Consider the following 20,855-nt stretch of genomic DNA (forward strand, 5'->3'; position numbering starts at 1 on the left):
GAAGGAATATTATACCCGAGCGAGCTTTCCGAACCTATCAGGGTGCTTTTTAAAGTCCTCCTCCGGCACGAGAACGAGATCGAAATCTACGCTCAGGTTATCCGCAAAGATCCTGTGAACCTTGCCGAACTTCTCCCAGAACTCCTCCCTCCTGAGGGAGTCCACGACCACGAGGATATCAACGTCGCTCAGTCCGTGCTCCTCCCCCCTTGCAAGAGAACCGAAGAGGAAGACCTCCTTCACGAAGGGTTGGGTTCTTTTAGCAATCTCGGAGGCTCTCTTTACCTCCTCAAGAACCTTCTCCCTGTCCAGATAGATAGCCTTCACAGAACTGGAAGATCTCACGAGCCGAGCCGAGCGCCCTCTCCGCATCTCTTCTACTAAAGTAATCCGCCGGCTTCCCGCTCGCAAATCCGTTGGGATACCTTGTGGGTATGTAGTACTTATCAAGCTCCCTCGCCGCCTCAGAAACCGATGTAGGTATATCTATACTCTTCTCTTCAGCGATGGCTTTGAGCATCTGTGTTAGGGAATTTCCCCAGAGTTCAATACCGAGCTTCATTCCGAGAGCCTTTACCATCTTCTCCGCCGCCTGCTGAGCGGTGAAACATGCCCATTCATAAAAGCCGTGCTCCACGTCTAACTGAGCCCTCTCCATATCCCTGTAAGCCTGATCTCTCCAGTCCTTCCATCTGTTCATGGACTATATTATTCTCCCATGAGAATTGCCCTGATAAGCCTCGGCTGTTCTAAGAACTTAGTCGATTCGGAAATACTCTTAGGAAAGCTCAGGAGTGCAGGTGTAGAGCTTACCCCTGAACTCGAAGAGGCGGACTGCATAATCGTGAACACCTGCGGTTTTATAGAAGACGCTAAGAAGGAGTCCATAGACAACATACTCGAGGCGGTAGAAAGCGGCAAGAGAGTCCTTGTTATGGGTTGTCTCGTAGAAAGGTACAAGAAGGAACTTGAGAAGGAGATACCCGAGGTGGAAGCCTACTTCGGGACCCAGAGCTGGGACGAGATACTCAGACACCTGGGACTTGAACCGAAATACAACGGTTCCTACAGACTCTTAACTACACCTAAGTCTTACGCCTATCTGAAGATAGCGGAAGGATGCAACCGACTCTGCTCCTTCTGCGCCATACCCAAGATCAGAGGGAGACACAGGTCGAGATCTATCGAAGATATCCTTTCCGAGGTAAAGGACCTCGCAGAGCGAGGTGTTAAGGAGATAAACGTAGTCTCCCAGGACACCACCTACTACGGGAAGGATCTCTACAGAGAGTTCAGGCTGATAGACCTATTGAGGGAGATTGAAAAGGTGGAAGGGATAGAGTGGATAAGACTCCTCTACCTCTATACGACGGAGGTGAGCAGTAATCTGATCTCTTACATAAAGGACTCTGAGAAGGTTCTTCCCTACTTCGACATTCCGATACAACACATCTCCACACCGGTTCTGAAGAGCATGAGACGGGGCTACGACGAGAGATTTGTAAGGGATCTTGTTGAAAAGATAAGAACTGAGATACCCCAAGCGGTCCTGAGAACAACGCTTATCGTGGGATATCCTGCAGAAACGGAGGAGGACTTTAAACGTCTAAGGGATTTCATATCGGAAGGGCACTTCCACTGGCTCGGAGTCTTTACCTACTCAGAGGAGGAAGACACTCACGCCTATTCCCTTGGAGATCCAGTCCCCGATGAGGTTAAGAAGGAACGAAGAGAAGAGCTGATGGAAATGCAGAGGGAGATAACGGCAAAGAAAAATAGAGAACTCATCGGAAGGAAGTTTAAAGTTCTCATAGACGGACACTCAGAAGAGTTCTCCTTCGTTCCCAAAGGCAGAGCTTACCTTCAGGCTCCCGAGGTGGATGGCGTAATTTATATAGAGAGCGAAGGACTCGCTTTAGAGCCGGGAGATATAATTGAAGTTAAAATAACTCAAGCTGCGGATTACGATCTTGGAGGAGAGATTATAAGAAAATTCGAATATAGTGATATAACTTAAAGTTCTTCCTCTATAAGAAAATGAAAAGCGACCTTTGAACCCCTTGGGGTTTAAAATTCAAAGAGAAATCTGTAAAAGGGAGGTAGAAAGATGAGGAAAGTGTTACTTATAAGTGCTCTCTTTTCAACGGCAACGCTGACCTTTGCAACCAACGGAGACAACATGATAGGGGTTACCCCCGCCTCGAGGGGTATGGGTGGAATAGGTGTAGGTATGCCCGTAGGATCCGTTGACTCTATCTTCAGGAACCCTGCCTGGATGGGCGTTATGGAGAACAAGTTCACCGTTCAGTTCGGTGGAATTCTCTTTATGCCGAAGGTGAAGGGTAGGTTTCAGTATCCAGGAATGGGGGATACCGGTTACGTTAAAAGTAGAGCGGATACGTTCGTAGTTCCTGAAATAGGAATAGTTTACAAGATTAGTGATAGACTTACATTTGGTCTGGGTGCCTTTGGTGTTTCGGGGATGGGAGTAGATTATAGGGACAAGGATCCAAGATTGGCCCAAATGCATACAACCTTTCAGTTTATGAGAATAATCCCAGCCATAGCATTCAAAGTTAATGAAATGATAACTGTATCCGGAGCTCTCCATGGAGCATGGGGATCACTTGATATGGGAGCTGTTATGTGTGCGGATCCTATGGATCCTGCTACATGCTGGAACGCCAGTGGTGGACAATCTCAAGCTCTCGGCATAGGATTCCAAGTTGGTGCATCGCTTAACTTTGGAGATTTTCTCTATGCAGGTGTAACTTATCAATCTCCAGTCTCTATGACCTATAAGAACGTATTCGATGCCGATAACCAGATGATGGATCCTACAAACATATATGAGGACCTAAAACTCCAGCAACCTCAAGAATTTGCCTTTGGTATAGGTGCCGCCCCACTGGATGGTTTGAGAGTTGGACTTGATATAAGATGGATCAACTGGAAGGATGCCGACGGTTATGGAGACTTTCAGTGGGACGACCAGTGGGTCTATGCTATAGGTGCTGAGTACAGGCCTATAAGCAATCTTGCTCTCAGGATTGGTTATAACTTTGGAGAGTCTCCTATAGATGGAGGGGACAAGGATACAACACCTCCTGCTGCACCCAATATACCCAATTTAAATGCACCGTTTTCAGACTTCAACATAGCTTGGTTCAACTTAATAGGTTTTCCTGCAATAGCTGAGCAGCATATAACCCTTGGTGTCGGTTACGAAGTTTCTAAAACCTTTGGTGTCGACTTCTCCTATGTAAGAGCCTTGGACAAGAAAGTTGAGGCTTGTGCGCAAGGAACGAATTGTGCAGTTCTCGCAGGTGCCAAAATGGTTCAAGACTCCATCTCAGTCGGTCTGAACTGGAAGTTCTAAGAATGTGTGGATCCCCTTCCGGTCGGGAGGGGGTCTTTTTTTTAATTACTCCCCTATGATCTTTATAATTACCCTCTTCGGCCTCTGTCCATCGAATTCGGCGTAAAAGATCTCCTGCCAGGGTCCTAAGTCAAGCTTCCCCTCTGTTATGGGAAGGACCACCTGGAGGTGAACGAGAAGATTCTTCAGATGAGCATCGGCGTTGTCTTCCCCCGTAAGGTGATGTTTGTAATCCGCCCTGAAAGGAGCAAGCTTCTCAAGCCATTCCCATATATCGTCGTGAAGTCCCTCCTCGTCATCCTGAACTATAACCGCCGCCGTCAGGTGCATGGCTGAGACTAGACATAGACCCTCTTTTATCCCGGACTCTTCAACCGCCTCTTTTACCGTATCGGTTATTCTTATCAGTTCCCTTCTCTTCTCCGTTCTAAAGGTCAGATACTTCGTGTAAGCCTTCAACTTACCTTGAGTTCCTCGAGTCTTTTCTGTATTTCTCCGAGCTTGTTCTCAAGCTCTTTAACCTGTCCCATCGTCTTGGGACAGTAAAGGATCTCTCCCTTGGAGATATACCTTGCCCTCTTTTTAAGCTCTTTTATCCTTCTCCTTATCCTTCTCAAATCTCTGAGGTAGAACCATCTCGCTATTGCGCTGGCTGTTCTGAGGAGGTCTCTGTCGTTTGCCCTGAGTTCCCTCTTTAACCTCCTTCTCTCCTTCTGTCCTGCGTGGAAAGATAGGAGTTCAACAGTCTTTTTCCCCTTCGCCTCCTTTACGAGGCTCTCCATTACGTCTCTGAAGGATCCCTGAAACTTCTTCTTCGTTCTCCCTATCTTTGCCCAGAGTTCCATCGCCCGACCTCCTTGGAAGGACACATATTATAGCACTCCCTTCTGGTATCATACAATCCATGGAGTTGAACCTGAGCAAAGAGGAGGTTAAGAAGCTCTCTGAAAAGTTCAACGTCATTCCTCTATATACCGAGATCCTCGCCGATGTAGAAACTCCCCTTTCCCTTTTTCTAAAGCTCAAAGAAAAGGATAAGTTCAACTTCCTCTTGGAGAGTGCGGAGGGTGGTGAGAAGTGGGGGAGGTTCTCCTTTGTGATAACAGGATCCTCTTTCTACGTGAGAACGAGGGAGAGGTTCGGGGAGATATACGAGAGGGGAAGGGTCAGGTTTTTCGAGAGCGATGATCCTCTAAGGATGATAGGAGAGATAATAAGAGACTTCAAGCCCTACAACGATCCTGAACTTCCGAGGTTCTGGGGCGGATTGGTCGGTTACTTTGCCTACGATATTGTCAAGTTCTACGAACCAGTAGAGGACAGAAATCCTGATCCTGTGGGAACCTACGACATATACCTCGCCCTGACCGACAGGGTCGTTATCCACGACAACCTCACGGGAAAGATAAAGGTGGTATGTCCGATCCTGACCTCGAGGAATGTGGAGAGGGAATACGAGAGAGCTGTTCAGTCTATAGAAGAGACAGTAAAGCTTTTGAAGGAGGGGAAAGCGCCCCACATGAGCTTCAGGGAAAGGGAACCAAACCTTTCTCTCTGGACCTCTAACTTTTCGAAGGAGGAGTTTGAGAACATCGTTAAGAAGGCAAAGGAGTACATAACTCAGGGGGACGTGATACAGGTAGTCTTGTCTCAGAGGTTCAGGAGGGAGTTCGAAGGTGATCCGGAGAACATATACAGGGTTCTGAGATACCTTAACCCTTCGCCCTACATGTACTACCTTGACTTCAGAGAACTGAAGGTGATAGGTTCCTCACCGGAGGTTCTGGTAAGGCTCGAAGGTAGGAGAATAGAGACGAGACCCATAGCGGGGACGAGACCGAGGGGTAGAACTCCGGAGGAGGATAAAAGACTGGAGGAGGAGCTCCTTGCGGATGAGAAGGAGAGGGCGGAGCACCTCATGCTCGTGGATCTTGCGAGGAACGATCTGGGAAGGGTTTCGGAGATAGGGAGCGTAAGGGTTGAGAGCTTTATGAGGATAGAGAGATACTCTCACGTCATGCATATCGTCAGCGATGTTGTGGGGATCCTTAGAGAGGATCTGAGCGCTCTTGATGTTCTGAAGGCTACCTTTCCTGCTGGCACTGTCTCAGGAGCGCCCAAGGTGAGGGCAATGCAGATAATAGAGGAGCTTGAGAACGAGAGGAGAGGGATATACGCCGGAAGTGTAGGTTACATTTCCTTTCAGGGGAATATGGATATGGCTATAGCCATAAGGACCGCCGTGGTAAGAGATAGGGAGGTCTTCCTTCAGGCAGGGGCAGGAATAGTGGCGGACTCTGTCCCCGAGAAGGAGTGGGAGGAGACGGTAAACAAGGCGAAGGCTCTCATGAAGGCGGTGGACAGCGCCGAATCAGTCGATGTAGAGTGATAGGTCTGGGATACCAAACCTCTTCTTCAGCTCGCTCTTGATAAGCTCTCCGAAGAGCCAGCGGTTCTCTTTAAACTCCTTGAACTTCTCCCTTATCTCCTCCTTCTCCTCCCTGGGGAGCCTTCTCCACAGATTTCTGAGTATCCTGTTCTCTATGTCCTTGAGTATCTCCTGAGCCTCCTCCTCCGATCTCGGCTCCCTGATCTCTCCCCTTATCATATCCCTCACCTTTTCGATCTTCTTCCTGAACCTTTCTTTCCAGTCTATCTCAAGTTTCTGAGCCTGAAAACGAAGATAGTTCTCGTACTTCTCCATGATCGTTTTAAAGCACAGGAAGAGAGGTCTCTTTCCCCTCCTCTTCGGATTTATGGCGGTATAGCACTCTTCTATACCCTCCCTCACAACCCTTTCGGGAATACCCATCTCCTCAAGATGTTTTAAAAAGATCTTCTCTCTTGGAGATAGGAAAAAAACCTCTCCTTTAAGTTGAAGGATGAAATCCTCAAGACCTTTTGAGTAGCTCATCTTATATACGCTACCGCCACCGAGTAGTCCCTCTCGTGAGAGAGCGAGACGACGACCTTCCTATCCCCGAGGACCTCTTTGGCTTCTTCGTTGTGAAGAACGACCCTCGCGGGAAATCCCCTGTTTCCGAGAACCTCTATCTCCTTAAACCTCAGTAGAACTCCGAACTCTATGTAGAAAGCCTTTAAGACCGCCTCCTTGCATGCCCACCTTGCGGACAGACAGGGAATCTTGGCTTTCTGGGAGTTGCAGTACTCAAGCTCCCTCTCGGTGTATATCCTTCTCAGGAACCTCTCCCCGAAGCGCTCTATCGCCTCCTCTATCCTCCTGTTCTGAACAATATCTACCCCTATCATCCCATCCGATCTCTTTAAGGAGCTTCCTGAACTTAGCAAGGTAGCCTCTCGTTTCCTCTGGAAGTTTATCAGATATGTCCGAGAGCTTCAAGCTCCCGAGCTTTAAGAGGTTCCCCTCTCCCCAGTTATAGGCTATTAAAACGAGCTCAGGCTCTCTGAACTTCTCTAAGAGATACTTTACGTACCTTATGGCTGCCTCCGTCGATTTAATTGGATCAAATCTCTCGTCCACATCTCTATCCACCTTCAGACCTAAGCTCTTCGCAGTATTGGGCATAAGCTGCCATAGTCCTGCCGCTCCCTTCTTAGAGATAGCCTTTGGATCGTATCCGCTCTCTATCTCAGGAATAAGAGATACCCACTCGGGAAGTCCCGCCTCCTTTACCATCTTCCTCACATTATCTCTGAGATTTTCTTCCTCCACGTTCCTTTCGTAGCTTTCCACTATGAACTTTGCTATCCCTATTCCTCCCGCCTCGGCGAGTTTCTTGCTCACACCTTCCAAAAAGAAGTCGTAGTACATCCTCTGGTAAAAGCCTTTCTTCCTGATTATGGATCTGTAGGCTTCCTTGAGAATTTGTTTGAGCATTATAGCCTCGAACTCTTTAGCTACGTTCTTTATGTCCTTCTTCACGAGCTCTCTGTAGCTGTAAGAAGGGTTGGAGAAGAAAACCCTCATAGCACCTCCAGCTTAGCTTTCAAAGCACCCGCTTCCTTTATAGCTTGAAGGACCGATATTATCTCCCTTGGCGTAGCTCCTATTGCATTCAGCGATCTGACCAGCTCTCCCACCGTTGTCCCCTGAATGGGGACGAACCTTCTCTCCTTCTCCTCAACCTTAACTTCCGTTCTCGGAACCACTCTGGTCTCACCCGGCGAGAAGGGCGGAGGCTGGACCACTTCGGGGCGCTCCTTCACCTTTATCACAAGGCTCCCGACTGCCACAGCAACAGGTTCTATTCTCACACCACCTCCTAAGACTATCGTTCCTGACCTTCCGTCTATTACAACCCTCGCAGTTTGCCCCGCCTTCACTTCAAGGTTCTCAACCTTGGCGAGGAAATCGACGGGATTGAAACCCTCAGGTATGTTAACCCTAACGGTTGCGCTGTCTAAAGCTGTAGCGATCCTGCTACCGAAGGCACTGTTTATCGCATCTTGGACTGCCTTGGCGGTAGTAAAGTCAGGAAAATCGAGGATTATGTTAATTTCTTCGGAGGCTATGTTAAAGGGAAGATCCACTTCTAAGATCGCACCGTTGGGTATCCTTCCCACTGTGGGAACGTTCTTTACCTGCCTCGCTCCTCTTCCCCTCGCCTCGTATCCGCTCACTATAACCTGTCCCTGGGCGAGGGCGTAAACCCTACCATCGGGACCCTTAAGGGGTGTTAGGAGAAGAGTACCTCCTTCTATGCTTCTTGCATCCCCTATCGAGGATACGGTAACGTCAAACCTCATCCCTGCCTTGGCGTAAGCTGGAACCTTTGCCGTAACCATAACGGCGGCAACGTTCCTTACCGTTATCCTGTTAGGATCTATGACCACGCCCATCTTCTGGAGGGCGTTGGCGAGACTCTTTACCGTAAACTGGGTTGCCTTCCCGTCCCCAGTTCCCCTCAATCCTACCACGAGCCCGTATCCGTAAAGGTAGTTTATCCTGTTTCCTTCTATCGTAGCTATGTCCTTTATTCTCTCCCCGAAGGAGAAGGAGAGAAGCAATAGGATCAGAAGGGGAATATTAAGGCGAATATCCTTGCCAACCATCCCGGCTTTCCTCCCTCGGCCATGTAACCCTTTCCATCTAAAAAGATTTCCACGTTAGCTATCTTATCGCTTGTCACGGTGTTGGTGCTGTCTATGTCCTCCGGTCTTATTATGCCCCTGAGGACGAACTCTCTCCGCATTCCGTTCACCACTATGTACTTCTTAGCTTCTATTAACATCGTCCTGTTGGGATAAACCTTTAGGACCCTTCCTGCAAGCCTCGTTGTAAGGAGCGCCTGTTGCTGAACTTTGCTCTGCCCTTTAGCGCCGAACTCACCCTTACCCCCGGATCCAAGGTTGGCAAGGGTGTTCTGAGGAACTCCGAAGAAGGAGCTTATAGCGTTGGAAAAGGAGCTCGATCTGCCCATCTCGTTCGATACGCTCTCCACAGCGTTGAGACTCTCCGTCACACGGATGAATATCAGGTCGCCGGGCCTCGACGCCCTGTTCTCTCCATAAAGATCTGCCCACCCCGGACCTGTAAAAAGACTACCCGACGATCTTTGGACTGCTTTCTTTTCGAGTGGAAACGGATTTTCCTTTTCATAGGTCTTTATATCTTTCGGCTTCTCAGAACAAGAAAAGACCAGGATCATTAAAAAGATTGCGGGAAAACTTAAAAACCTTCCCATTGCCCTTAATATAGCAATTCGGAACAAGATCTGCTATAATTTAGTGCCAATCATGATAAATCTCTCAGGAAAAGTGGCTCTCGTCACAGGATCAACCCGCGGTATAGGAAGGGCAACCGCTGAACTTTTAGCTAAGGCGGGAGCCGAGGTTATAATTACGGGAAGGAGCGAGGAGAGGGCTAAGGAAGTTGCGAAGGAGATATCTCAAGCTAACGGAGTGAGGACCTTCGCGGTTCAGCTCGATCTTGCATCCAAGAATTCAATAGAAGAGGCTTTCAAGAAGATAAATTCCGAGTTCGGAAGCGTGGATATCCTTGTAAACAACGCGGGGACAAACAGGGACACTCTTTTTCTCAGGATGAAGTACGAGGACTGGGAGGACATAATAAGGATAAATCTTACGGGAACGTTTCTCGTAACTCAGCTTGCGGTTAAAGGCATGCTCAAGAAGAGGTGGGGGAGGATAATAAACATGTCTTCCGTCGTGGCATTCATCGGTAACGTTGGACAGGCTAACTACTCCTCCGCAAAGGCGGGGCTGATCGGCTTTACCAAAACCCTCGCTAAGGAGCTCGCTTCAAGGAACATAACGGTGAACGCGATAGCACCAGGATTCATCGAGACGGATATGACCGGGGAACTTCCGGAGGATATAAGGACAAACTTTCTTGCTCAGATACCCGCAGGCAGGTTTGGAAAACCGGAGGATGTGGCCGGAGTGGTTCTCTTCTTAGCTTCCGATCTCTCCAATTACATAACGGGTGAGGTAATTCATGTTAACGGAGGTCTCTTCTAAATAAAATTCTGTTTGGAGGTGAAGTCATGGCTATTGAAGAGAGGATTAAGGAAATCATAGCGGATCAGTTGGGTGTCGAGGCGGAAAAGATCACGCCGGAGGCTAAGTTCGTCGATGATCTCGGAGCTGACTCCCTGGACGTTGTGGAGCTGATAATGGCTTTCGAGGAGGAGTTCGGCATAGAGATCCCCGACGAGGACGCTGAGAAGATACAGACCGTAGGTGACGTCATAAACTACCTGAAGGAAAAGGTGGGTGGATGAGACGAAGGGTCGTAGTTACAGGTATAGGAGCCGTAACCCCCTTAGGCACAGGTGTAGATAGGTTCTGGGCTCACCTCGTTAAGGGAATAAGCGGTATAGACAGGATAAAGGGCTTCGATCCCGATGAGTTCGGTCTCAACGTCAAGATAGCGGCTGAGGTAAAGGACTTCGATCCTCTTAACTTCATGGATAAAAAGGAGGCGAGCAGGTTATCTCTCTTCGTCCAGTACGCTGTCGCCGCAGCAGAGGAGGCTATACAGGACAGCGGTATAAAGGAGGGAGGATACGATCCCCTCAAGGTAGGTGTGATAATAGGCACGGGCATAGGCGGTTTGATGGATATAGAGAGAGAGCACTCGGTTCTTCTCCAGAAGGGTGCAAGGCGTGTATCTCCCTTCTTCATACCCTACGGCATATCCAACATGGGAGCGGGCTACGTTGCTATAAGGCATGGCTTTAAAGGACCTAACTACTGTGTGGTCTCCGCCTGTGCTACCGGAAATCACTCCATAGGGGACGCCTTCAGGATGATACAGGCGGGTGATATAGACGCGGCGATAGCGGGCGGAACTGAGGCGGCCATAACGCCCCTGGGAGTGGCGGGCTTTGCCGTTATGAGGGCGCTCTCAACGAGGAACGACGAGCCCCAGAAGGCTTCAAGACCCTTTGACAAGGATAGGGACGGCTTTGTGATGGGTGAGGGCGCGGGAATACTCGTTCTGGAAGAGTACGAGCATGCTAAAGCGAGGGGAGCAAAAATTTACTGCGAGCTCGTGGGATACGGAGCTACCGACGACGCCTACCACATAACCGCCCCTCACGAGTGCGGAGAGGGAGCCTACGAGTGTATGAGGTTGGCTTTAGAGGACGCGGGAATAAACCCCGACGAGGTCGATTACATAAACGCCCACGGAACCTCAACGCCCCTCAACGATAAGGTAGAGACCCTTGCTATAAAGCAGCTTTTCAAGGATCATGCTTACAGGCTCAAGATAAGCTCCAACAAGTCCATGATAGGGCACCTCTTGGGTGCGGCGGGTGCGGTTGAGGCGGTTGCCTCCGTTAAGACCATAGAGACGGGAGTGATCCCTCCGACGATAAACCTTGAGAATCCAGATCCCGAGTGCGATCTCGATTACGTTCCCAACGAGTCCGTGAGGGCGGACGTAAAGGTTGTTCTTTCCAACTCCTTCGGCTTCGGAGGGACGAACGCCTGCCTCGTCTTCAAAAAGATAGAGGATGTTTGAAGAGCTTGAGGAGAGGATAGGCTACACCTTCAAGAACAAAGATATCCTCAAACAGGCTTTCACCCACAAGTCCTATGCAAGGGAGAAGGGACTTCCCCACTACGAAACCTTAGAGTTTTTGGGGGATGCTCTTCTGAACTTCCTGATAGTGGACATACTCGTGGAGGAGTTCCCGGCAAAGAGGGAGGGAACCTTAGCGTCACTGAAGGCTTATCTTATAAGCGAAGAGTTCTTTAACGAACTGGCTCAGGAGCTTGGTCTTCCCGAGTACATACTCATAAGCAGGGGTAAGAAGAACGTCTCGATCGTGGGAGACGTCTTTGAAGCACTCTGGGCGGCAGTTTATATAGACAGCGGTAGGGACTGCGATCTCGTGAGGGAGATATTCAGGAGGAACTTCAAGGAGAGGATAGTCGAAACGGTTAAAACGCATAGGATAAGGAAGGACTACAAGACCATGCTCCAGGAGATAACCCAGAAGAGGTGGAGGGAGAGACCAACTTACAGGGTTATAAGCGTAGAGGGACCAGAGCACGCCAAGATATTCACCGTGGAGAGTTCCATAAAAGGGTACTCGGCGGTGGGCAGGGGGAGGAGCAAGAAGGAGGCTGAGCAGGAAGCTGCAAAGAAACTTGTAAAGATCCTTCAGGAGGAAGAGTAGCTAACTATAAGATCCTCTATTCCCGAGAAGTACTCTTTCACGAGATCCCTTCCTCCTTCCGCTACCTTACTACCCCTCTCCATCAGGATCACCCTCTCTCCCAAAAGGAAAGCTTCCACCGGATCGTGGGTCACTATCACCACAGGTATCTTGAGCTTTAGTTCCTTCAGAAACTCTATTATCCCGAGCTTTATCCTGAAGTCTAAGGAGGAAAAGGGTTCGTCCATAAGGAGTGCCCTCGGGTTGTAAGCCAGGGCTCTGATTATGGCTACCCTCTGCCTCTGCCCCCCCGAGAGCTGGTTAGGGTACTTCCTTTCGAGACCCTCGAGATGGAACCTTTTTATGAACTCTTCGGCAGATATCCTTCCACCATTGGACTTCCTCAGAGCGAACTCTATGTTCTCCCTGACGTTAAGATGGGGAAGTAGGTTGTGTTCCTGAAACACGAAGCCGAGCTTCCTCTTCTGGGGGGGCAAGAAGGTATTCCTCGCCGTATCGAAGAAGACCTCCCCACAACACCTCATGTAGCCTTCGTCCGCCCTCTCGAGTCCACTCATAACCCTGAGCATAGTTGTTTTTCCACACCCGGAAGGTCCTAAAACCACGTTCATACCTGGGTAAAAGCGGAAATCCCCTCCCACCGTAAACTCTGGTCTTCTCTTCTTAAAGCTCAATACTATACCAGATCCTTCACCCATCGCTTCCTCAGTAAGAGTATAAAACCGAAGGATAGGAGGGAAACTCCTAAGAGGAGCAGGGAAGCCCTGTGGGCACCCTCGTAGTTCAGAGCCTGAACTTCGTCGTAGATGTATATGGAGAGCGTTCTCGTCTCACCGGGTATGTTCCCTCCGACCATCAGGACGACGCCGAACTCTCCCATCGTGTGGGCGAAGACGAGCGCCGAAGCGGTGAAAATACCTCCCCAGGAGTTGGGAAGGATGACCTTGAAGAAGGCTTCAAGTTCAGAATATCCGTAAACGTAGGCTACTTCTAAGTACCTTCTCGGAACGCTCTGGAAAGAGTCCCTTATGGGAAAGATGCTGAAGGGAAGTGAGTAGATCACCGAACCTATCAGGAGAGCGGTGAAGCTGAAGAGGAAGGGTTTACCCGTTAAAGCCTCAAGGAGCTTGCCTACAAAGGATCCCTCACCAAGAAGGAGTATCAGGTAGAAGCCGAGGACAGTTGGAGGTAGAACTATAGGAGAGAGAAGCAGTGCCTCTAAGATACCCTTTCCGGGGAAAGGGCGGAAGGAGAGCAGGTAGGCTAAAGGAAGGGACAGGAGGATGAGTATCAACGTTGTCAGGAAGGAGAGCTTTAAGCTCAGGAGGAGAGCCTCACCCATCACCTCACCTCGAAGCCGAGATCTTCGAGGACATCTTTAACTCTCTTATCTTTTAGGAAGAGCAGGAACTCCTTCACCGCCTTCCTATCCTTACCCTTCAAAGTTGCAACGGCAACGTGCTTTATAGGCGGATGAAGCTCGGAAGGAACTACCCAGTAGTCCCCTCTCCCGTAAGCTCTAACGAGGGACAGAGCAACTATGCCGAAATCCGCCCCGCCGGAGATCACGAACTGGAAAGCCTGACCAACGTTGGCACCGTAAACTAACTTTCCCTTTACTTTTTCGTAAAAGCCCGATCTCTTGAGAACCTCCACCGCCGCTTTCCCGTAGGGGGCGTGCCTCGGGTTGGCTATCGCCACCCTTCTCGCCTTAAGAAGATCATCAAAGCCTTTTATCTTTATCTTCAAGCTAAAGAGGGCGAGCCTTCCCCTGGCGAACTCCGTCAGCGTTTTCCTTGCAGCGTATCCCCTTTTAACGAGGAGTTCCGGATAGATCTCGTTTGCCGAGATAAAAACTTCGAGAGGAGCTCCACCCAGGATCTGTCTGTAGAGGTTCCCCGAGGAGCTGAAGGAGAGCTTTACCTTAACACCCTTTTCCCTCTCAAAGATCGGAACTATCCTCTCAAGGACTGGTCTAAAACTCGCAGCGGCGGCGACGTAAAGCACCTCTCCGTAGGAGATACTTATCAGGAGAAGCAGGGAGAGGAAAATTCCCATGGGCAAATTATATGACATAAATGTCATAAAATCAAACCCTTCTCCCTCATGGAGAGGTACCCTGAGCTGTCGATGATCAGATGATCGACGAGCTCGAGACCGAGGATATCACAGGCTTCTTTTAGTCTCTTGGTGAACTCTAAATCTCCCTTCGAGGGCTCAGCCTTCCCCTGCGGATGGTTGTGGGCTATAAGGACTCCGTAGGCTGAGAGTTCCACCGCTCTCCTCAGAACATCTTTGGGCTGGGCGTAAACCCTGTTGAGAGATCCGACCGCAACGGTCTCGAGATCCATAACCCTGTGGCTCAGATCTAAATATACCGCCACGAGAGACTCCTTCCTCTCGTCAAACTTATCCCTTAGGAACTCGTAGGCTTCCCCCGGAGAGGATATAACCGCATACCTGTAAGGCTCCCTTATTCTCTTAGAGAGCTCTATAAGAGCCTTTATCTGGAGAGCCTTCACCCTCCCGAGACCATTAAGATTCTTTAGCTCTTCAAGCCCTATCTCCTCCAACCTCTTCCAGCCTAATTTCAGTATCTCCCTCGACAGGCTCAGAACGTCGAGCCTCTTGCTCCCAGTACCGAGTATGACCGCAAGAAGTTCCTCGTCGGAAAGGCTTCGGGCTCCTATCCTCTCAAGCTTCTCCCTGGGTCTTAGCTCCTCGGGAATCTCCTTTATGTTCTTGTACTTGTACCTCATACCTTCTTTTCAACGAGAACCTTCCTCACCTTCCTCTGATCCGCCGAAATCACCTTGAAGAGGAAACCGTCGAGTTTGAAGACCTCTCCCTCCCTCGGAACTCTCCCCGCGAGATAGGAGAGGAGTCCACCCACAGTGCTGTAGTTACCTCCCGGAACCTTTATGCCGACTATCCTCTCGAGTTCGTTCAGTTCGAGCTTCCCATCCACTATCCATCTGTCCTTGGCTATCTCCTTTATGAGCTCCTCCTCACCCTTGTCCGTGTGAATGCTCCCCACTATCTCCCTGAGTATGTCCTCCAGGGTAACTATCCCTATTATTACCCCCCTCTCATCGACGACCACCGCCATGTGTTCTTTCCTTCTCTTGAACTCGTTTATAACCTCCGGAAGGGGCGTGTATTCGGAGAAAACTATTATCTCCCTTACGTACTTCTTCACAGGCTCTTCGGGTTTTGCGTTCAGAAGGTCGTAGGCGCTCACGTAACCCACTATGTCATCGACTCTGACCCTATAGACGGGAATTCTCGAGTACCCGCTCTCCTTTACCTTCTCTATTGCCTGAGATACGCTCGCGTTCTCCGAGATCATTACGATCTCGTAGAGGGGCTTCACTATCTCGCCGACCCTCCGATCCTTGAAGGAAAGAATGTTGGAGACTATCAAACCCTCGAACTCCGCAAAGGTCTTCTTCTCCCTGAGGAGCTCTATGATATCTTCCCTCCTTACGCTCACCCGTGTCTTTGCGAACCTCTGGGAGACGAACCTGCTCACGACCCTCGAGAGAGCGAGGAAGGGCTTTAGGGGGATCCTGAGCTTGTCCAAGACGAAGAGGCTCGGTATGACTATCCTGTTGGCGTAGTGCTGGAAAAAGCTCTTGGGTATGATCTCACCGAAGACTATCGTGAATATAACGAGGCTCTCGGCGAGCAAGACCTCGTAGCCTGAGATCTCGGGTATGTATCGTGTCAGGGTTATGAGCATGAGTGTGTAGAGGGTTGCGGCGAAGACTATGCTGACCGTGTAGCCGAGCATAGTCAGGGTTATGTACTCCTCGGGGTTTTCAAGGAAGTGGGCTATATACCTGTAGTTCTTCTTTCTGAGCACCGCCTTGAGCGTTCCCTTGTCGGCGCTCAAGAGGGCTATCTCCGAACCCGCGAAGAAACCCTCGAGGAAGATAAAGAAGATAACGCCTATAGCAAAACCTATCAGTTCCATCCTACAACCACTCTATCCTGTCCCGCGTAGTCCTTATATATCATAACTTTAAAGCCTGCACCTTCAAGGAGACTCCTCACCACCTTACCCTGGTCGTGCCCTATTTCTAAGGCTACAAACCCGCCTTCCTTGAGATAGTTCCTGACCTCCTTAGAGAACCTCTCGTAGAACTCGTATCCCCTTTCCCCTCCTATCAGGGATATCTTACCTTCCCTTCTCACCTCGGGCTGGAGTTCCTCCCACCTCTTAGAGGGTATGTAGGGAGGATTGGAGACAATAAAGTCGAACCTTCTTCCTTTGACGGGTTCAAACATATCTCCCAAAAGGATCTCTATCCTGTTCTCTACACCGTGGATATATGCATTTTCCCTAATAAGCTTTACCGCCGTCGGATTTATATCGTCCACAACCATCTTGAGCTTCGGTCTCTCTATGAGTAGTGTTATGGATACGCACCCCGTCCCCCCTCCTATTTCAAAGCCGATCACCCCTTTCTCCTCTGGTATCAGCTCGAGGACCCTTTCTACCAAGATCTCCGTCTCAGGTCTGGGTATGAGGACTCCCTCCCTGACCTTGAAGGTTCTTCCGAAGAAGTCCCACTCCCCTATGAGGTAGGCTACGGGAACTCCCTCAAGTCTTTTCCTAAGTAAACCTTCAAAAGTATCGACTACTTCGGGAGGGATCTCCCGGTCGAGATGGAGGCCGAGCTCAGCGGGTCTTATCTTCAGAAGGTGTGCCAGAAGTATCTCCCCGTCCCTTTTCAGGTCTCTGGGGAGTTTGGATAGGAGCTGTCTTACCTTCATTTTTAAGCTCTTGCTCTATCAGGGAGCCTTTCTCCTCTCTCGGAACTATAGATAGTAGGATCGCTAAACCTAAGAATATCGCTCCGAGCCAATAGGTAGCCTTCGTAAGTATGGTGTCCACCCCTCCTGCTCCGAATATGGACTGACCCATTGCCGCTCCGAAGGCGGCTCCCACGTCTCCCCTACCCTTTTGAAGCAGAGTGATAATTATGAGGAGAACCGCAACTATAACGAAGAGGGTTAAAAGGGCATAGTACATGGAATTTATTTTATCAGACTTTAGGTTTATCATTAATTCTAAGGAGGTTTAGAGATGAGCGAAGAGAAAAGGGAGAAGAGCCTGAGGGAGGAGGCAAGAGAGCTATTCAAGATCTTCTACGAGAAGAGCAGGGATGTCCAGAAGGCTACTTCCGAAACGATCAGGGAGATAACCGAGAAGACATTAAAGGGAGTTCAGCCTTCCAAGGAGAGGGTGAAGGAGATAACTGAGGGCATAGTTGAAGGAATTCAGGAGACAAGGAAGCAGATGGGTGGGAGGCTCGAGGGGATAATAAGAACCCTTCAGGAGTACACTTCAAAGGCTACCTCCAGCGTTATGGAGATAGTTTCGGGAGTTATAGAGGGGGTGGAGGAAGCTTCCCAGAAGGAAAAAAGGGAGGAGTGTCTCAGATACATAAAGGAAAGGCGCTCCATAACCTTCTTCGATCCTACTAAGGACGTTCCTGAGGAGACGATAAAGGAGATCCTCAACGTTGCCGCCCTCACCCCATCGGGATACAACCTCCAGCCCTGGGAGGTGATAGTAGTAAAGAGCCCCGAAAAGAAGAGAGAACTGAAGGAAATATGCTACGACCAGCAGAAGGTTGAGGATGCGAGCGCGGACATAGTAATAATAGCGAACCTGAAAGCTGCCGAGGAGCACGTGGACAGGGTTCTCGACAGTTGGGTGGAGCTTGGATACATACCCGCCGATCAGAGAGAGTCTTTAAAAGAGCAGATCCTCTCCGGCTGGAGCACTCCCGAGAGGAGGAAAAGGAAGGCTATCAGGGACTCGGCTATGTTCGCTATGAGCGTGATGATCGTAGCCAGATACTACGGTCTCGAAACCCACCCGATGGAAGGCTTTGACGAACAGAGGCTGAAGAGGTTCCTCGGACTCGGGAGGGATAAGATACCCGTGATGGTGATTGCTATGGGCTACAAACACCCTGAAAAGGAACTTCTTCCGAGAGCCTACAGGTTCAAGTTTGAGGAGTTTGGAAAGATAATTTGATGTTAGAGCCCCTTGCCCTCTCCCCACTCAAAGCACTTATGTCCTTATCCTCCAGACCTCACCCGAGGGAAGATCACGGAGCGGCGGAGGACCGGGGAAAACTCTACTCAGAGCCCGAAATGGTAAAATAGTTCCTATGCAGGAGAAGGACTGTATCTTTTGCAAGATAATCAGGGGAGAGATACCTTCCAAAAAGGTCTTCGAAGACGATAGGGTGTACGCCTTCCACGATATAAATCCTGTTGCTCCCGTTCATATACTCATAGTTCCGAAGAAGCACATCTTTGGGATTCAGAAACTCGAAGAAGAGGACGAGTGTCTCGTTGGACACATGTTCTACGTGGCGAGGAAGATAGCGGAGGAGCAGGAACTCGCTCCCGACGAGAACCTTAATGGAGGATACAGACTGGTATTCAACGTCGGCAAGGACGCTGGACAGAGTGTTTTTCACCTCCACCTTCACCTCATAGGCGGAAGACCTATGGGCTGGCCTCCCGGATGATAAGATGAAACCCTTCTTCCTCAAGCTGTCGGAGGGAACCTGTCCCTTAGAGGTTGATCTATTAGAACGTCTCGAAGATAAGACCGCGGTTATAGTCGGAAACTTCGACGGCTTTCACATAGGGCACAGGTATCTGGTAAGAACCCTGAAGAGAAGAGCTAAGGAGAAGGGATTAAAAACCCTCGTTGTTACCTTCTGTCCCCATCCTCTCAAGGTTCTCGCTCCCGGACTGTTCCTCTGCGAGCTTTCGACCGCGGAGGAGAAGATAGAGCTCTTAGAAAAGGAGGGTTTGGATTACCTCTGCTTCATAAAGTTCGACGAGGAGTTTTCCCACATGAGCGCCAAGGACTTCCTGAGAGAGGTGATCTACAGAAGACTCGGATGCAAGTATCTCCTGGTTGGTTACGACTGGAGATTTGGCTACAGAAGAGAGGGGGAGATAGAGCTGGCAAGGGAGATGGGGAATCTGCTTGGCTTCAAGGTGGAACTGGCGAAACCTTACAGAAAGAACGGGCACATAGTTAGTTCAACTCTGGTGAGGAGACTTCTTTTGGAAGGAAGGCTTGAAGAGGCTTCCGAATTCTTGGGAAGGCGGTACTGGATAAGGAGGGAAGTCGTTGGCGGGGACGGAAGAGGTTCCAAGATAGGCTTCCCGACCGCTAACCTCAAGGATACGGAGGATTTATGTTTGAAGGAGGGAGTTTACGCTGTTGTAGTGGATGATAGACTACCGGCGGTAGCTAACTTCGGTTATAGACCTACCTTCGATGGCAGGAGAAAAGTTCTGGAGGTTCACATACCTAACTTCAACGCCGATCTGAGAGGGAAAAAGATTAAGGTCGAGTTTCTAAGATTTCTCAGGGAAGAGAGGAAGTTCTCGAACGTAGAAGAGCTCAAGTCCCAGATAGAAAGGGACATTCAATCGGCGCTTTCGGTCGTCTCTTCCCTTTCGTAAGAGATCCTTATCTCTCTGTTTTTAAGGAGGACGAAGCTCTTCTCTAATCTGTCCCTTATCCCTTTCTTGTTCTGAAGGAAGTTCTCCAAACCCTTAGGTTCGTTGTGGGCCTTTAGCAGATAGTCCCTTACCTCTCCATTATCGAAGTGTATCTTTACCGGGAGGCAGTAGAACTTGGAATCCTCTCCCCGACGGCACCTCTCTACCTCACCGACAACCTCTATCTTCACACTTCTCGCCACTATCTCCATCTTCACTTCCTCACGATATCCATGAGATCTTGCATTGTGGTGTCAAGCCTCTGGTTAATTCTATCCATCTCCTGCCTAAGCTGTCCAGTCTCTTGTCTCCGCTCTCCTATTCCCTGCCTCGGTTGCCCTATTTGAGTATCTGTCTTCTGGTTCAGGTATCTGAAGTCTTCTTGTCTTTGTATATCGAGCTTGTCTATCTTCGCCTCCATTTTCTCAAGCTTATCGTAAATATCCTTCGTTCTTTCGTCCATTACTTCGTAAACAAGTTCTAAGGTAACCTCCTTAGCAACTCCCTTTGCCCATTCACGCATAGCTAACTATAATTTTATAACTATGCAGGAAGTTAAGGTTGACAAGGAACTGGACATCAGGGGTGAGGTCTGCCCCTTTACCTTTGTTAAAAGCAAGTTGGTACTTGAACAGATGAGTGAAGGAGAGGTTCTCAGGGTGCTGATAGACTACGAACCTTCGGCTGAGAACGTCCCTAAGAGTATGAGAGAGGAGGGTCAGGAGGTCATAGCTGTTAATAAAATAGGGGAAAATCTCTGGGAGATACTGGTAAGAAAGAGGAAATGAAGATCCTGCTTGTGATAACCAGTGTACCCTTTGCCAAGGACTACAGCACGATCGCAAACCTCGTAAAAAAGTTCTCCGAGAGAAAACATGAGGTATCCATATTTCTCTCTGGGAACGGCGTCTACTACCTCCTCAGACCGGACGCCAAGGAACTGATAGATTACGGGGCGAAGATATACTTCTGTGCTCACTCTGCCCATCAGAGGGGAGTGGGAAATCAACCACCGTGGGCTGAGAGTAGTTCGACTTATAACCTCTCCCGCATGATGGGAGAGTTCGACAAGGTTATAGTGTTCAACTGAGGTTATGAACAGAGGGAAGGCGGAGAGTTCTAAAGCCCTGGTTGATATAACTGAAGGGATTTCTATCGGTAGATATGTATCTTCCTTTTTCACCTTACTTGCGATGGTGCTATCTTACTTATATGGCAGGAGGTTTAAGGAATGAACTACGATCTTGTACTTGAATACTACTTTCCGGAACTGAAAAACCGGAGGAGAAGACAAA

30 protein-coding genes are annotated in these 20,855 nt (G+C 49.4%); 12 read left to right on the forward strand and 18 right to left on the reverse strand.

Annotated features, from left to right (window positions below):
• Nucleotides 1–9: 9 nt before the first annotated feature.
• Together ACZ483_RS09615 and ACZ483_RS09620 are read right to left on the reverse strand one after the other, a co-directional pair.
• Nucleotides 10–327 (reverse strand): nucleotidyltransferase domain-containing protein, encoded by a 318-nt coding sequence (locus tag ACZ483_RS09615; RefSeq protein ID WP_464323955.1) that lies wholly within the window; start codon nucleotides 325–327, stop codon nucleotides 10–12.
• A complete protein-coding gene (locus ACZ483_RS09620; RefSeq protein WP_464323956.1) occupies nucleotides 290–700 on the reverse strand; it encodes a HEPN domain-containing protein in 411 nt (136 codons plus the stop codon). The genes ACZ483_RS09615 and ACZ483_RS09620 overlap by 38 nt, the downstream gene beginning before the upstream one ends.
• A gap of 18 nt (nucleotides 701–718) precedes the next feature.
• Between ACZ483_RS09620 and rimO the strand changes: the two genes are divergently transcribed.
• A complete protein-coding gene (gene rimO, locus ACZ483_RS09625; RefSeq protein WP_464323957.1) occupies nucleotides 719–2,017 on the forward strand; it encodes a 30S ribosomal protein S12 methylthiotransferase RimO in 1,299 nt (432 codons plus the stop codon).
• 90 nt (nucleotides 2,018–2,107) lie between these two features.
• Entirely contained in the window at nucleotides 2,108–3,379 is a 1,272-nt protein-coding gene (locus tag ACZ483_RS09630) for an OmpP1/FadL family transporter (RefSeq protein ID WP_464323958.1), read from the forward strand.
• Between the two features lie 45 nt (nucleotides 3,380–3,424).
• On the opposite strand, the gene ACZ483_RS09635 is transcribed toward ACZ483_RS09630, so the two are convergent.
• Together ACZ483_RS09635 and ACZ483_RS09640 are read right to left on the reverse strand one after the other, a co-directional pair.
• Nucleotides 3,425–3,838, reverse strand: coding sequence for a secondary thiamine-phosphate synthase enzyme YjbQ (locus ACZ483_RS09635; protein WP_464323959.1), 414 nt, complete (start codon nucleotides 3,836–3,838; stop codon nucleotides 3,425–3,427).
• A complete protein-coding gene (locus ACZ483_RS09640) occupies nucleotides 3,835–4,224 on the reverse strand; it encodes a hypothetical protein (RefSeq protein ID WP_464323960.1) in 390 nt (129 codons plus the stop codon). The genes ACZ483_RS09635 and ACZ483_RS09640 overlap by 4 nt, the downstream gene beginning before the upstream one ends.
• Nucleotides 4,225–4,283: 59 nt before the next feature.
• Here ACZ483_RS09640 and trpE point away from each other — a divergent pair, with 59 nt between their 5' ends.
• Nucleotides 4,284–5,768 carry an anthranilate synthase component I gene (gene trpE / locus ACZ483_RS09645; RefSeq protein ID WP_464323961.1) on the forward strand — a complete coding sequence of 495 codons (1,485 nt, stop codon included), beginning with the start codon at nucleotides 4,284–4,286 and terminating at the stop codon, nucleotides 5,766–5,768.
• Here the strand turns inward: trpE and ACZ483_RS09650 are convergent.
• The 5 genes from ACZ483_RS09650 to ACZ483_RS09670 are packed head-to-tail and all read right to left on the reverse strand — an operon-like array spanning nucleotide 5,751 to nucleotide 9,009.
• Entirely contained in the window at nucleotides 5,751–6,293 is a 543-nt protein-coding gene (locus tag ACZ483_RS09650; protein ID WP_464323962.1) for a hypothetical protein, read from the reverse strand. The genes trpE and ACZ483_RS09650 overlap by 18 nt on opposite strands.
• A complete protein-coding gene (gene acpS, locus ACZ483_RS09655) occupies nucleotides 6,290–6,649 on the reverse strand; it encodes a holo-ACP synthase (RefSeq protein WP_464323963.1) in 360 nt (119 codons plus the stop codon). Before acpS ends, ACZ483_RS09650 begins: the two co-directional genes overlap by 4 nt.
• Entirely contained in the window at nucleotides 6,549–7,328 is a 780-nt protein-coding gene (locus ACZ483_RS09660) for a transglycosylase SLT domain-containing protein (RefSeq protein ID WP_464323964.1), read from the reverse strand. The genes acpS and ACZ483_RS09660 overlap by 101 nt, the downstream gene beginning before the upstream one ends.
• Nucleotides 7,325–8,413: a flagellar basal body P-ring protein FlgI gene (locus tag ACZ483_RS09665; protein WP_464323965.1), complete on the reverse strand. Its 1,089-nt coding sequence runs from the start codon at nucleotides 8,411–8,413 to the stop codon at nucleotides 7,325–7,327. The genes ACZ483_RS09660 and ACZ483_RS09665 overlap by 4 nt, the downstream gene beginning before the upstream one ends.
• Nucleotides 8,374–9,009 (reverse strand): flagellar basal body L-ring protein FlgH, encoded by a 636-nt coding sequence (locus ACZ483_RS09670; RefSeq protein WP_464323966.1) that lies wholly within the window; start codon nucleotides 9,007–9,009, stop codon nucleotides 8,374–8,376. Before ACZ483_RS09670 ends, ACZ483_RS09665 begins: the two co-directional genes overlap by 40 nt.
• 88 nt (nucleotides 9,010–9,097) lie before the next feature.
• Here ACZ483_RS09670 and fabG point away from each other — a divergent pair, with 88 nt between their 5' ends.
• The 4 genes from fabG to rnc are packed head-to-tail and all read left to right on the forward strand — an operon-like array spanning nucleotide 9,098 to nucleotide 12,012.
• Nucleotides 9,098–9,841 carry a 3-oxoacyl-[acyl-carrier-protein] reductase gene (gene fabG / locus ACZ483_RS09675; RefSeq protein ID WP_464323967.1) on the forward strand — a complete coding sequence of 248 codons (744 nt, stop codon included), beginning with the start codon at nucleotides 9,098–9,100 and terminating at the stop codon, nucleotides 9,839–9,841.
• A gap of 26 nt (nucleotides 9,842–9,867) precedes the next feature.
• Entirely contained in the window at nucleotides 9,868–10,104 is a 237-nt protein-coding gene (locus ACZ483_RS09680) for an acyl carrier protein (RefSeq protein ID WP_464323968.1), read from the forward strand.
• Nucleotides 10,101–11,351 (forward strand): beta-ketoacyl-ACP synthase II, encoded by a 1,251-nt coding sequence (fabF, locus tag ACZ483_RS09685; protein ID WP_464323969.1) that lies wholly within the window; start codon nucleotides 10,101–10,103, stop codon nucleotides 11,349–11,351. Before ACZ483_RS09680 ends, fabF begins: the two co-directional genes overlap by 4 nt.
• Complete coding sequence (gene rnc, locus ACZ483_RS09690) at nucleotides 11,344–12,012, forward strand: ribonuclease III (RefSeq protein WP_464323970.1); 669 nt, start codon at nucleotides 11,344–11,346, stop codon at nucleotides 12,010–12,012. The genes fabF and rnc overlap by 8 nt, the downstream gene beginning before the upstream one ends.
• On the opposite strand, the gene ACZ483_RS09695 is transcribed toward rnc, so the two are convergent.
• Genes ACZ483_RS09695 through secG form a run of 7 tightly spaced genes read right to left on the reverse strand, consistent with a single transcriptional unit; the run spans nucleotide 11,997 to nucleotide 17,050 of the window.
• Nucleotides 11,997–12,710 (reverse strand): ATP-binding cassette domain-containing protein, encoded by a 714-nt coding sequence (locus ACZ483_RS09695; RefSeq protein WP_464323971.1) that lies wholly within the window; start codon nucleotides 12,708–12,710, stop codon nucleotides 11,997–11,999. The two genes, rnc and ACZ483_RS09695, sit on opposite strands and share 16 nt — an antisense overlap.
• Nucleotides 12,689–13,354 carry a molybdate ABC transporter permease subunit gene (gene modB / locus ACZ483_RS09700; RefSeq protein ID WP_464323972.1) on the reverse strand — a complete coding sequence of 222 codons (666 nt, stop codon included), beginning with the start codon at nucleotides 13,352–13,354 and terminating at the stop codon, nucleotides 12,689–12,691. The genes ACZ483_RS09695 and modB overlap by 22 nt, the downstream gene beginning before the upstream one ends.
• Nucleotides 13,354–14,070 carry a molybdate ABC transporter substrate-binding protein gene (gene modA / locus ACZ483_RS09705; RefSeq protein ID WP_464323973.1) on the reverse strand — a complete coding sequence of 239 codons (717 nt, stop codon included), beginning with the start codon at nucleotides 14,068–14,070 and terminating at the stop codon, nucleotides 13,354–13,356. Before modA ends, modB begins: the two co-directional genes overlap by 1 nt.
• A 23-nt stretch (nucleotides 14,071–14,093) precedes the next feature.
• A complete protein-coding gene (radC, locus tag ACZ483_RS09710) occupies nucleotides 14,094–14,771 on the reverse strand; it encodes a RadC family protein (protein ID WP_464323974.1) in 678 nt (225 codons plus the stop codon).
• Nucleotides 14,768–15,988, reverse strand: coding sequence for a hemolysin family protein (locus ACZ483_RS09715; protein WP_464323975.1), 1,221 nt, complete (start codon nucleotides 15,986–15,988; stop codon nucleotides 14,768–14,770). Before ACZ483_RS09715 ends, radC begins: the two co-directional genes overlap by 4 nt.
• On the reverse strand, nucleotides 15,979–16,791 hold the full coding sequence (gene prmC, locus ACZ483_RS09720; RefSeq protein ID WP_464323976.1) for a peptide chain release factor N(5)-glutamine methyltransferase: 813 nt from the start codon (nucleotides 16,789–16,791) through the stop codon (nucleotides 15,979–15,981). The genes ACZ483_RS09715 and prmC overlap by 10 nt, the downstream gene beginning before the upstream one ends.
• Entirely contained in the window at nucleotides 16,697–17,050 is a 354-nt protein-coding gene (gene secG / locus ACZ483_RS09725) for a preprotein translocase subunit SecG (RefSeq protein ID WP_464323977.1), read from the reverse strand. Before secG ends, prmC begins: the two co-directional genes overlap by 95 nt.
• 54 nt (nucleotides 17,051–17,104) lie before the next feature.
• Here secG and ACZ483_RS09730 point away from each other — a divergent pair, with 54 nt between their 5' ends.
• The 3 genes from ACZ483_RS09730 to ACZ483_RS09740 all read left to right on the forward strand — a co-directional run bounded on the left by ACZ483_RS09730 (nucleotide 17,105) and on the right by ACZ483_RS09740 (nucleotide 19,521).
• Nucleotides 17,105–18,064 carry a nitroreductase family protein gene (locus ACZ483_RS09730; RefSeq protein ID WP_464323978.1) on the forward strand — a complete coding sequence of 320 codons (960 nt, stop codon included), beginning with the start codon at nucleotides 17,105–17,107 and terminating at the stop codon, nucleotides 18,062–18,064.
• A 136-nt stretch (nucleotides 18,065–18,200) separates the two neighbouring features.
• A complete protein-coding gene (locus ACZ483_RS09735) occupies nucleotides 18,201–18,566 on the forward strand; it encodes a histidine triad nucleotide-binding protein (protein WP_464323979.1) in 366 nt (121 codons plus the stop codon).
• 4 nt (nucleotides 18,567–18,570) lie between these two features.
• A complete protein-coding gene (locus ACZ483_RS09740; RefSeq protein WP_464323980.1) occupies nucleotides 18,571–19,521 on the forward strand; it encodes a bifunctional riboflavin kinase/FAD synthetase in 951 nt (316 codons plus the stop codon).
• Here ACZ483_RS09740 and ACZ483_RS09745 read toward each other — a convergent pair.
• Nucleotides 19,485–19,772, reverse strand: coding sequence for a hypothetical protein (locus ACZ483_RS09745; protein WP_464323981.1), 288 nt, complete (start codon nucleotides 19,770–19,772; stop codon nucleotides 19,485–19,487). The two genes, ACZ483_RS09740 and ACZ483_RS09745, sit on opposite strands and share 37 nt — an antisense overlap.
• A 2-nt stretch (nucleotides 19,773–19,774) precedes the next feature.
• Entirely contained in the window at nucleotides 19,775–20,083 is a 309-nt protein-coding gene (locus tag ACZ483_RS09750; protein WP_464323982.1) for a hypothetical protein, read from the reverse strand.
• A gap of 22 nt (nucleotides 20,084–20,105) precedes the next feature.
• Between ACZ483_RS09750 and ACZ483_RS09755 the strand changes: the two genes are divergently transcribed.
• Together ACZ483_RS09755 and ACZ483_RS09760 are read left to right on the forward strand one after the other, a co-directional pair.
• Complete coding sequence (locus tag ACZ483_RS09755) at nucleotides 20,106–20,348, forward strand: sulfurtransferase TusA family protein (RefSeq protein WP_464323983.1); 243 nt, start codon at nucleotides 20,106–20,108, stop codon at nucleotides 20,346–20,348.
• Nucleotides 20,345–20,650, forward strand: a complete 306-nt coding sequence (locus ACZ483_RS09760; RefSeq protein ID WP_464323984.1) for a DsrE family protein — start codon at nucleotides 20,345–20,347, stop codon at nucleotides 20,648–20,650. Before ACZ483_RS09755 ends, ACZ483_RS09760 begins: the two co-directional genes overlap by 4 nt.
• The last annotated feature ends 205 nt before the right edge of the window (nucleotides 20,651–20,855 follow it).

It is taken from the genome of Hydrogenivirga okinawensis (assembly GCF_055385515.1).

What these genes read in the sequence shown, in the direction of transcription:
- ACZ483_RS09620 (WP_464323956.1), bottom strand. Translation starts at nt 700, where the DNA reads ATGAACAGATGGAAGGACTGGAGAGATCAGGCTTACAGGGATATGGAG.
- rimO (WP_464323957.1), top strand. Translation starts at nt 719, where the DNA reads ATGAGAATTGCCCTGATAAGCCTCGGCTGTTCTAAGAACTTAGTCGAT.
- ACZ483_RS09630 (WP_464323958.1), top strand. Translation starts at nt 2,108, where the DNA reads ATGAGGAAAGTGTTACTTATAAGTGCTCTCTTTTCAACGGCAACGCTG.
- ACZ483_RS09640 (WP_464323960.1), bottom strand. Translation starts at nt 4,224, where the DNA reads ATGGAACTCTGGGCAAAGATAGGGAGAACGAAGAAGAAGTTTCAGGGA.
- trpE (WP_464323961.1), top strand. Translation starts at nt 4,284, where the DNA reads ATGGAGTTGAACCTGAGCAAAGAGGAGGTTAAGAAGCTCTCTGAAAAG.
- ACZ483_RS09650 (WP_464323962.1), bottom strand. Translation starts at nt 6,293, where the DNA reads ATGAGCTACTCAAAAGGTCTTGAGGATTTCATCCTTCAACTTAAAGGA.
- acpS (WP_464323963.1), bottom strand. Translation starts at nt 6,649, where the DNA reads ATGATAGGGGTAGATATTGTTCAGAACAGGAGGATAGAGGAGGCGATA.
- ACZ483_RS09660 (WP_464323964.1), bottom strand. Translation starts at nt 7,328, where the DNA reads ATGAGGGTTTTCTTCTCCAACCCTTCTTACAGCTACAGAGAGCTCGTG.
- ACZ483_RS09665 (WP_464323965.1), bottom strand. Translation starts at nt 8,413, where the DNA reads ATGGTTGGCAAGGATATTCGCCTTAATATTCCCCTTCTGATCCTATTG.
- ACZ483_RS09670 (WP_464323966.1), bottom strand. Translation starts at nt 9,009, where the DNA reads ATGATCCTGGTCTTTTCTTGTTCTGAGAAGCCGAAAGATATAAAGACC.
- fabG (WP_464323967.1), top strand. Translation starts at nt 9,098, where the DNA reads ATGATAAATCTCTCAGGAAAAGTGGCTCTCGTCACAGGATCAACCCGC.
- ACZ483_RS09680 (WP_464323968.1), top strand. Translation starts at nt 9,868, where the DNA reads ATGGCTATTGAAGAGAGGATTAAGGAAATCATAGCGGATCAGTTGGGT.
- fabF (WP_464323969.1), top strand. Translation starts at nt 10,101, where the DNA reads ATGAGACGAAGGGTCGTAGTTACAGGTATAGGAGCCGTAACCCCCTTA.
- rnc (WP_464323970.1), top strand. Translation starts at nt 11,344, where the DNA reads ATGTTTGAAGAGCTTGAGGAGAGGATAGGCTACACCTTCAAGAACAAA.
- ACZ483_RS09695 (WP_464323971.1), bottom strand. Translation starts at nt 12,710, where the DNA reads ATGGGTGAAGGATCTGGTATAGTATTGAGCTTTAAGAAGAGAAGACCA.
- modB (WP_464323972.1), bottom strand. Translation starts at nt 13,354, where the DNA reads ATGGGTGAGGCTCTCCTCCTGAGCTTAAAGCTCTCCTTCCTGACAACG.
- modA (WP_464323973.1), bottom strand. Translation starts at nt 14,070, where the DNA reads ATGGGAATTTTCCTCTCCCTGCTTCTCCTGATAAGTATCTCCTACGGA.
- radC (WP_464323974.1), bottom strand. Translation starts at nt 14,771, where the DNA reads ATGAGGTACAAGTACAAGAACATAAAGGAGATTCCCGAGGAGCTAAGA.
- ACZ483_RS09715 (WP_464323975.1), bottom strand. Translation starts at nt 15,988, where the DNA reads ATGGAACTGATAGGTTTTGCTATAGGCGTTATCTTCTTTATCTTCCTC.
- prmC (WP_464323976.1), bottom strand. Translation starts at nt 16,791, where the DNA reads ATGAAGGTAAGACAGCTCCTATCCAAACTCCCCAGAGACCTGAAAAGG.
- secG (WP_464323977.1), bottom strand. Translation starts at nt 17,050, where the DNA reads ATGTACTATGCCCTTTTAACCCTCTTCGTTATAGTTGCGGTTCTCCTC.
- ACZ483_RS09730 (WP_464323978.1), top strand. Translation starts at nt 17,105, where the DNA reads ATGAGCGAAGAGAAAAGGGAGAAGAGCCTGAGGGAGGAGGCAAGAGAG.
- ACZ483_RS09735 (WP_464323979.1), top strand. Translation starts at nt 18,201, where the DNA reads ATGCAGGAGAAGGACTGTATCTTTTGCAAGATAATCAGGGGAGAGATA.
- ACZ483_RS09740 (WP_464323980.1), top strand. Translation starts at nt 18,571, where the DNA reads ATGAAACCCTTCTTCCTCAAGCTGTCGGAGGGAACCTGTCCCTTAGAG.
- ACZ483_RS09745 (WP_464323981.1), bottom strand. Translation starts at nt 19,772, where the DNA reads ATGGAGATAGTGGCGAGAAGTGTGAAGATAGAGGTTGTCGGTGAGGTA.
- ACZ483_RS09750 (WP_464323982.1), bottom strand. Translation starts at nt 20,083, where the DNA reads ATGCGTGAATGGGCAAAGGGAGTTGCTAAGGAGGTTACCTTAGAACTT.
- ACZ483_RS09755 (WP_464323983.1), top strand. Translation starts at nt 20,106, where the DNA reads ATGCAGGAAGTTAAGGTTGACAAGGAACTGGACATCAGGGGTGAGGTC.
- ACZ483_RS09760 (WP_464323984.1), top strand. Translation starts at nt 20,345, where the DNA reads ATGAAGATCCTGCTTGTGATAACCAGTGTACCCTTTGCCAAGGACTAC.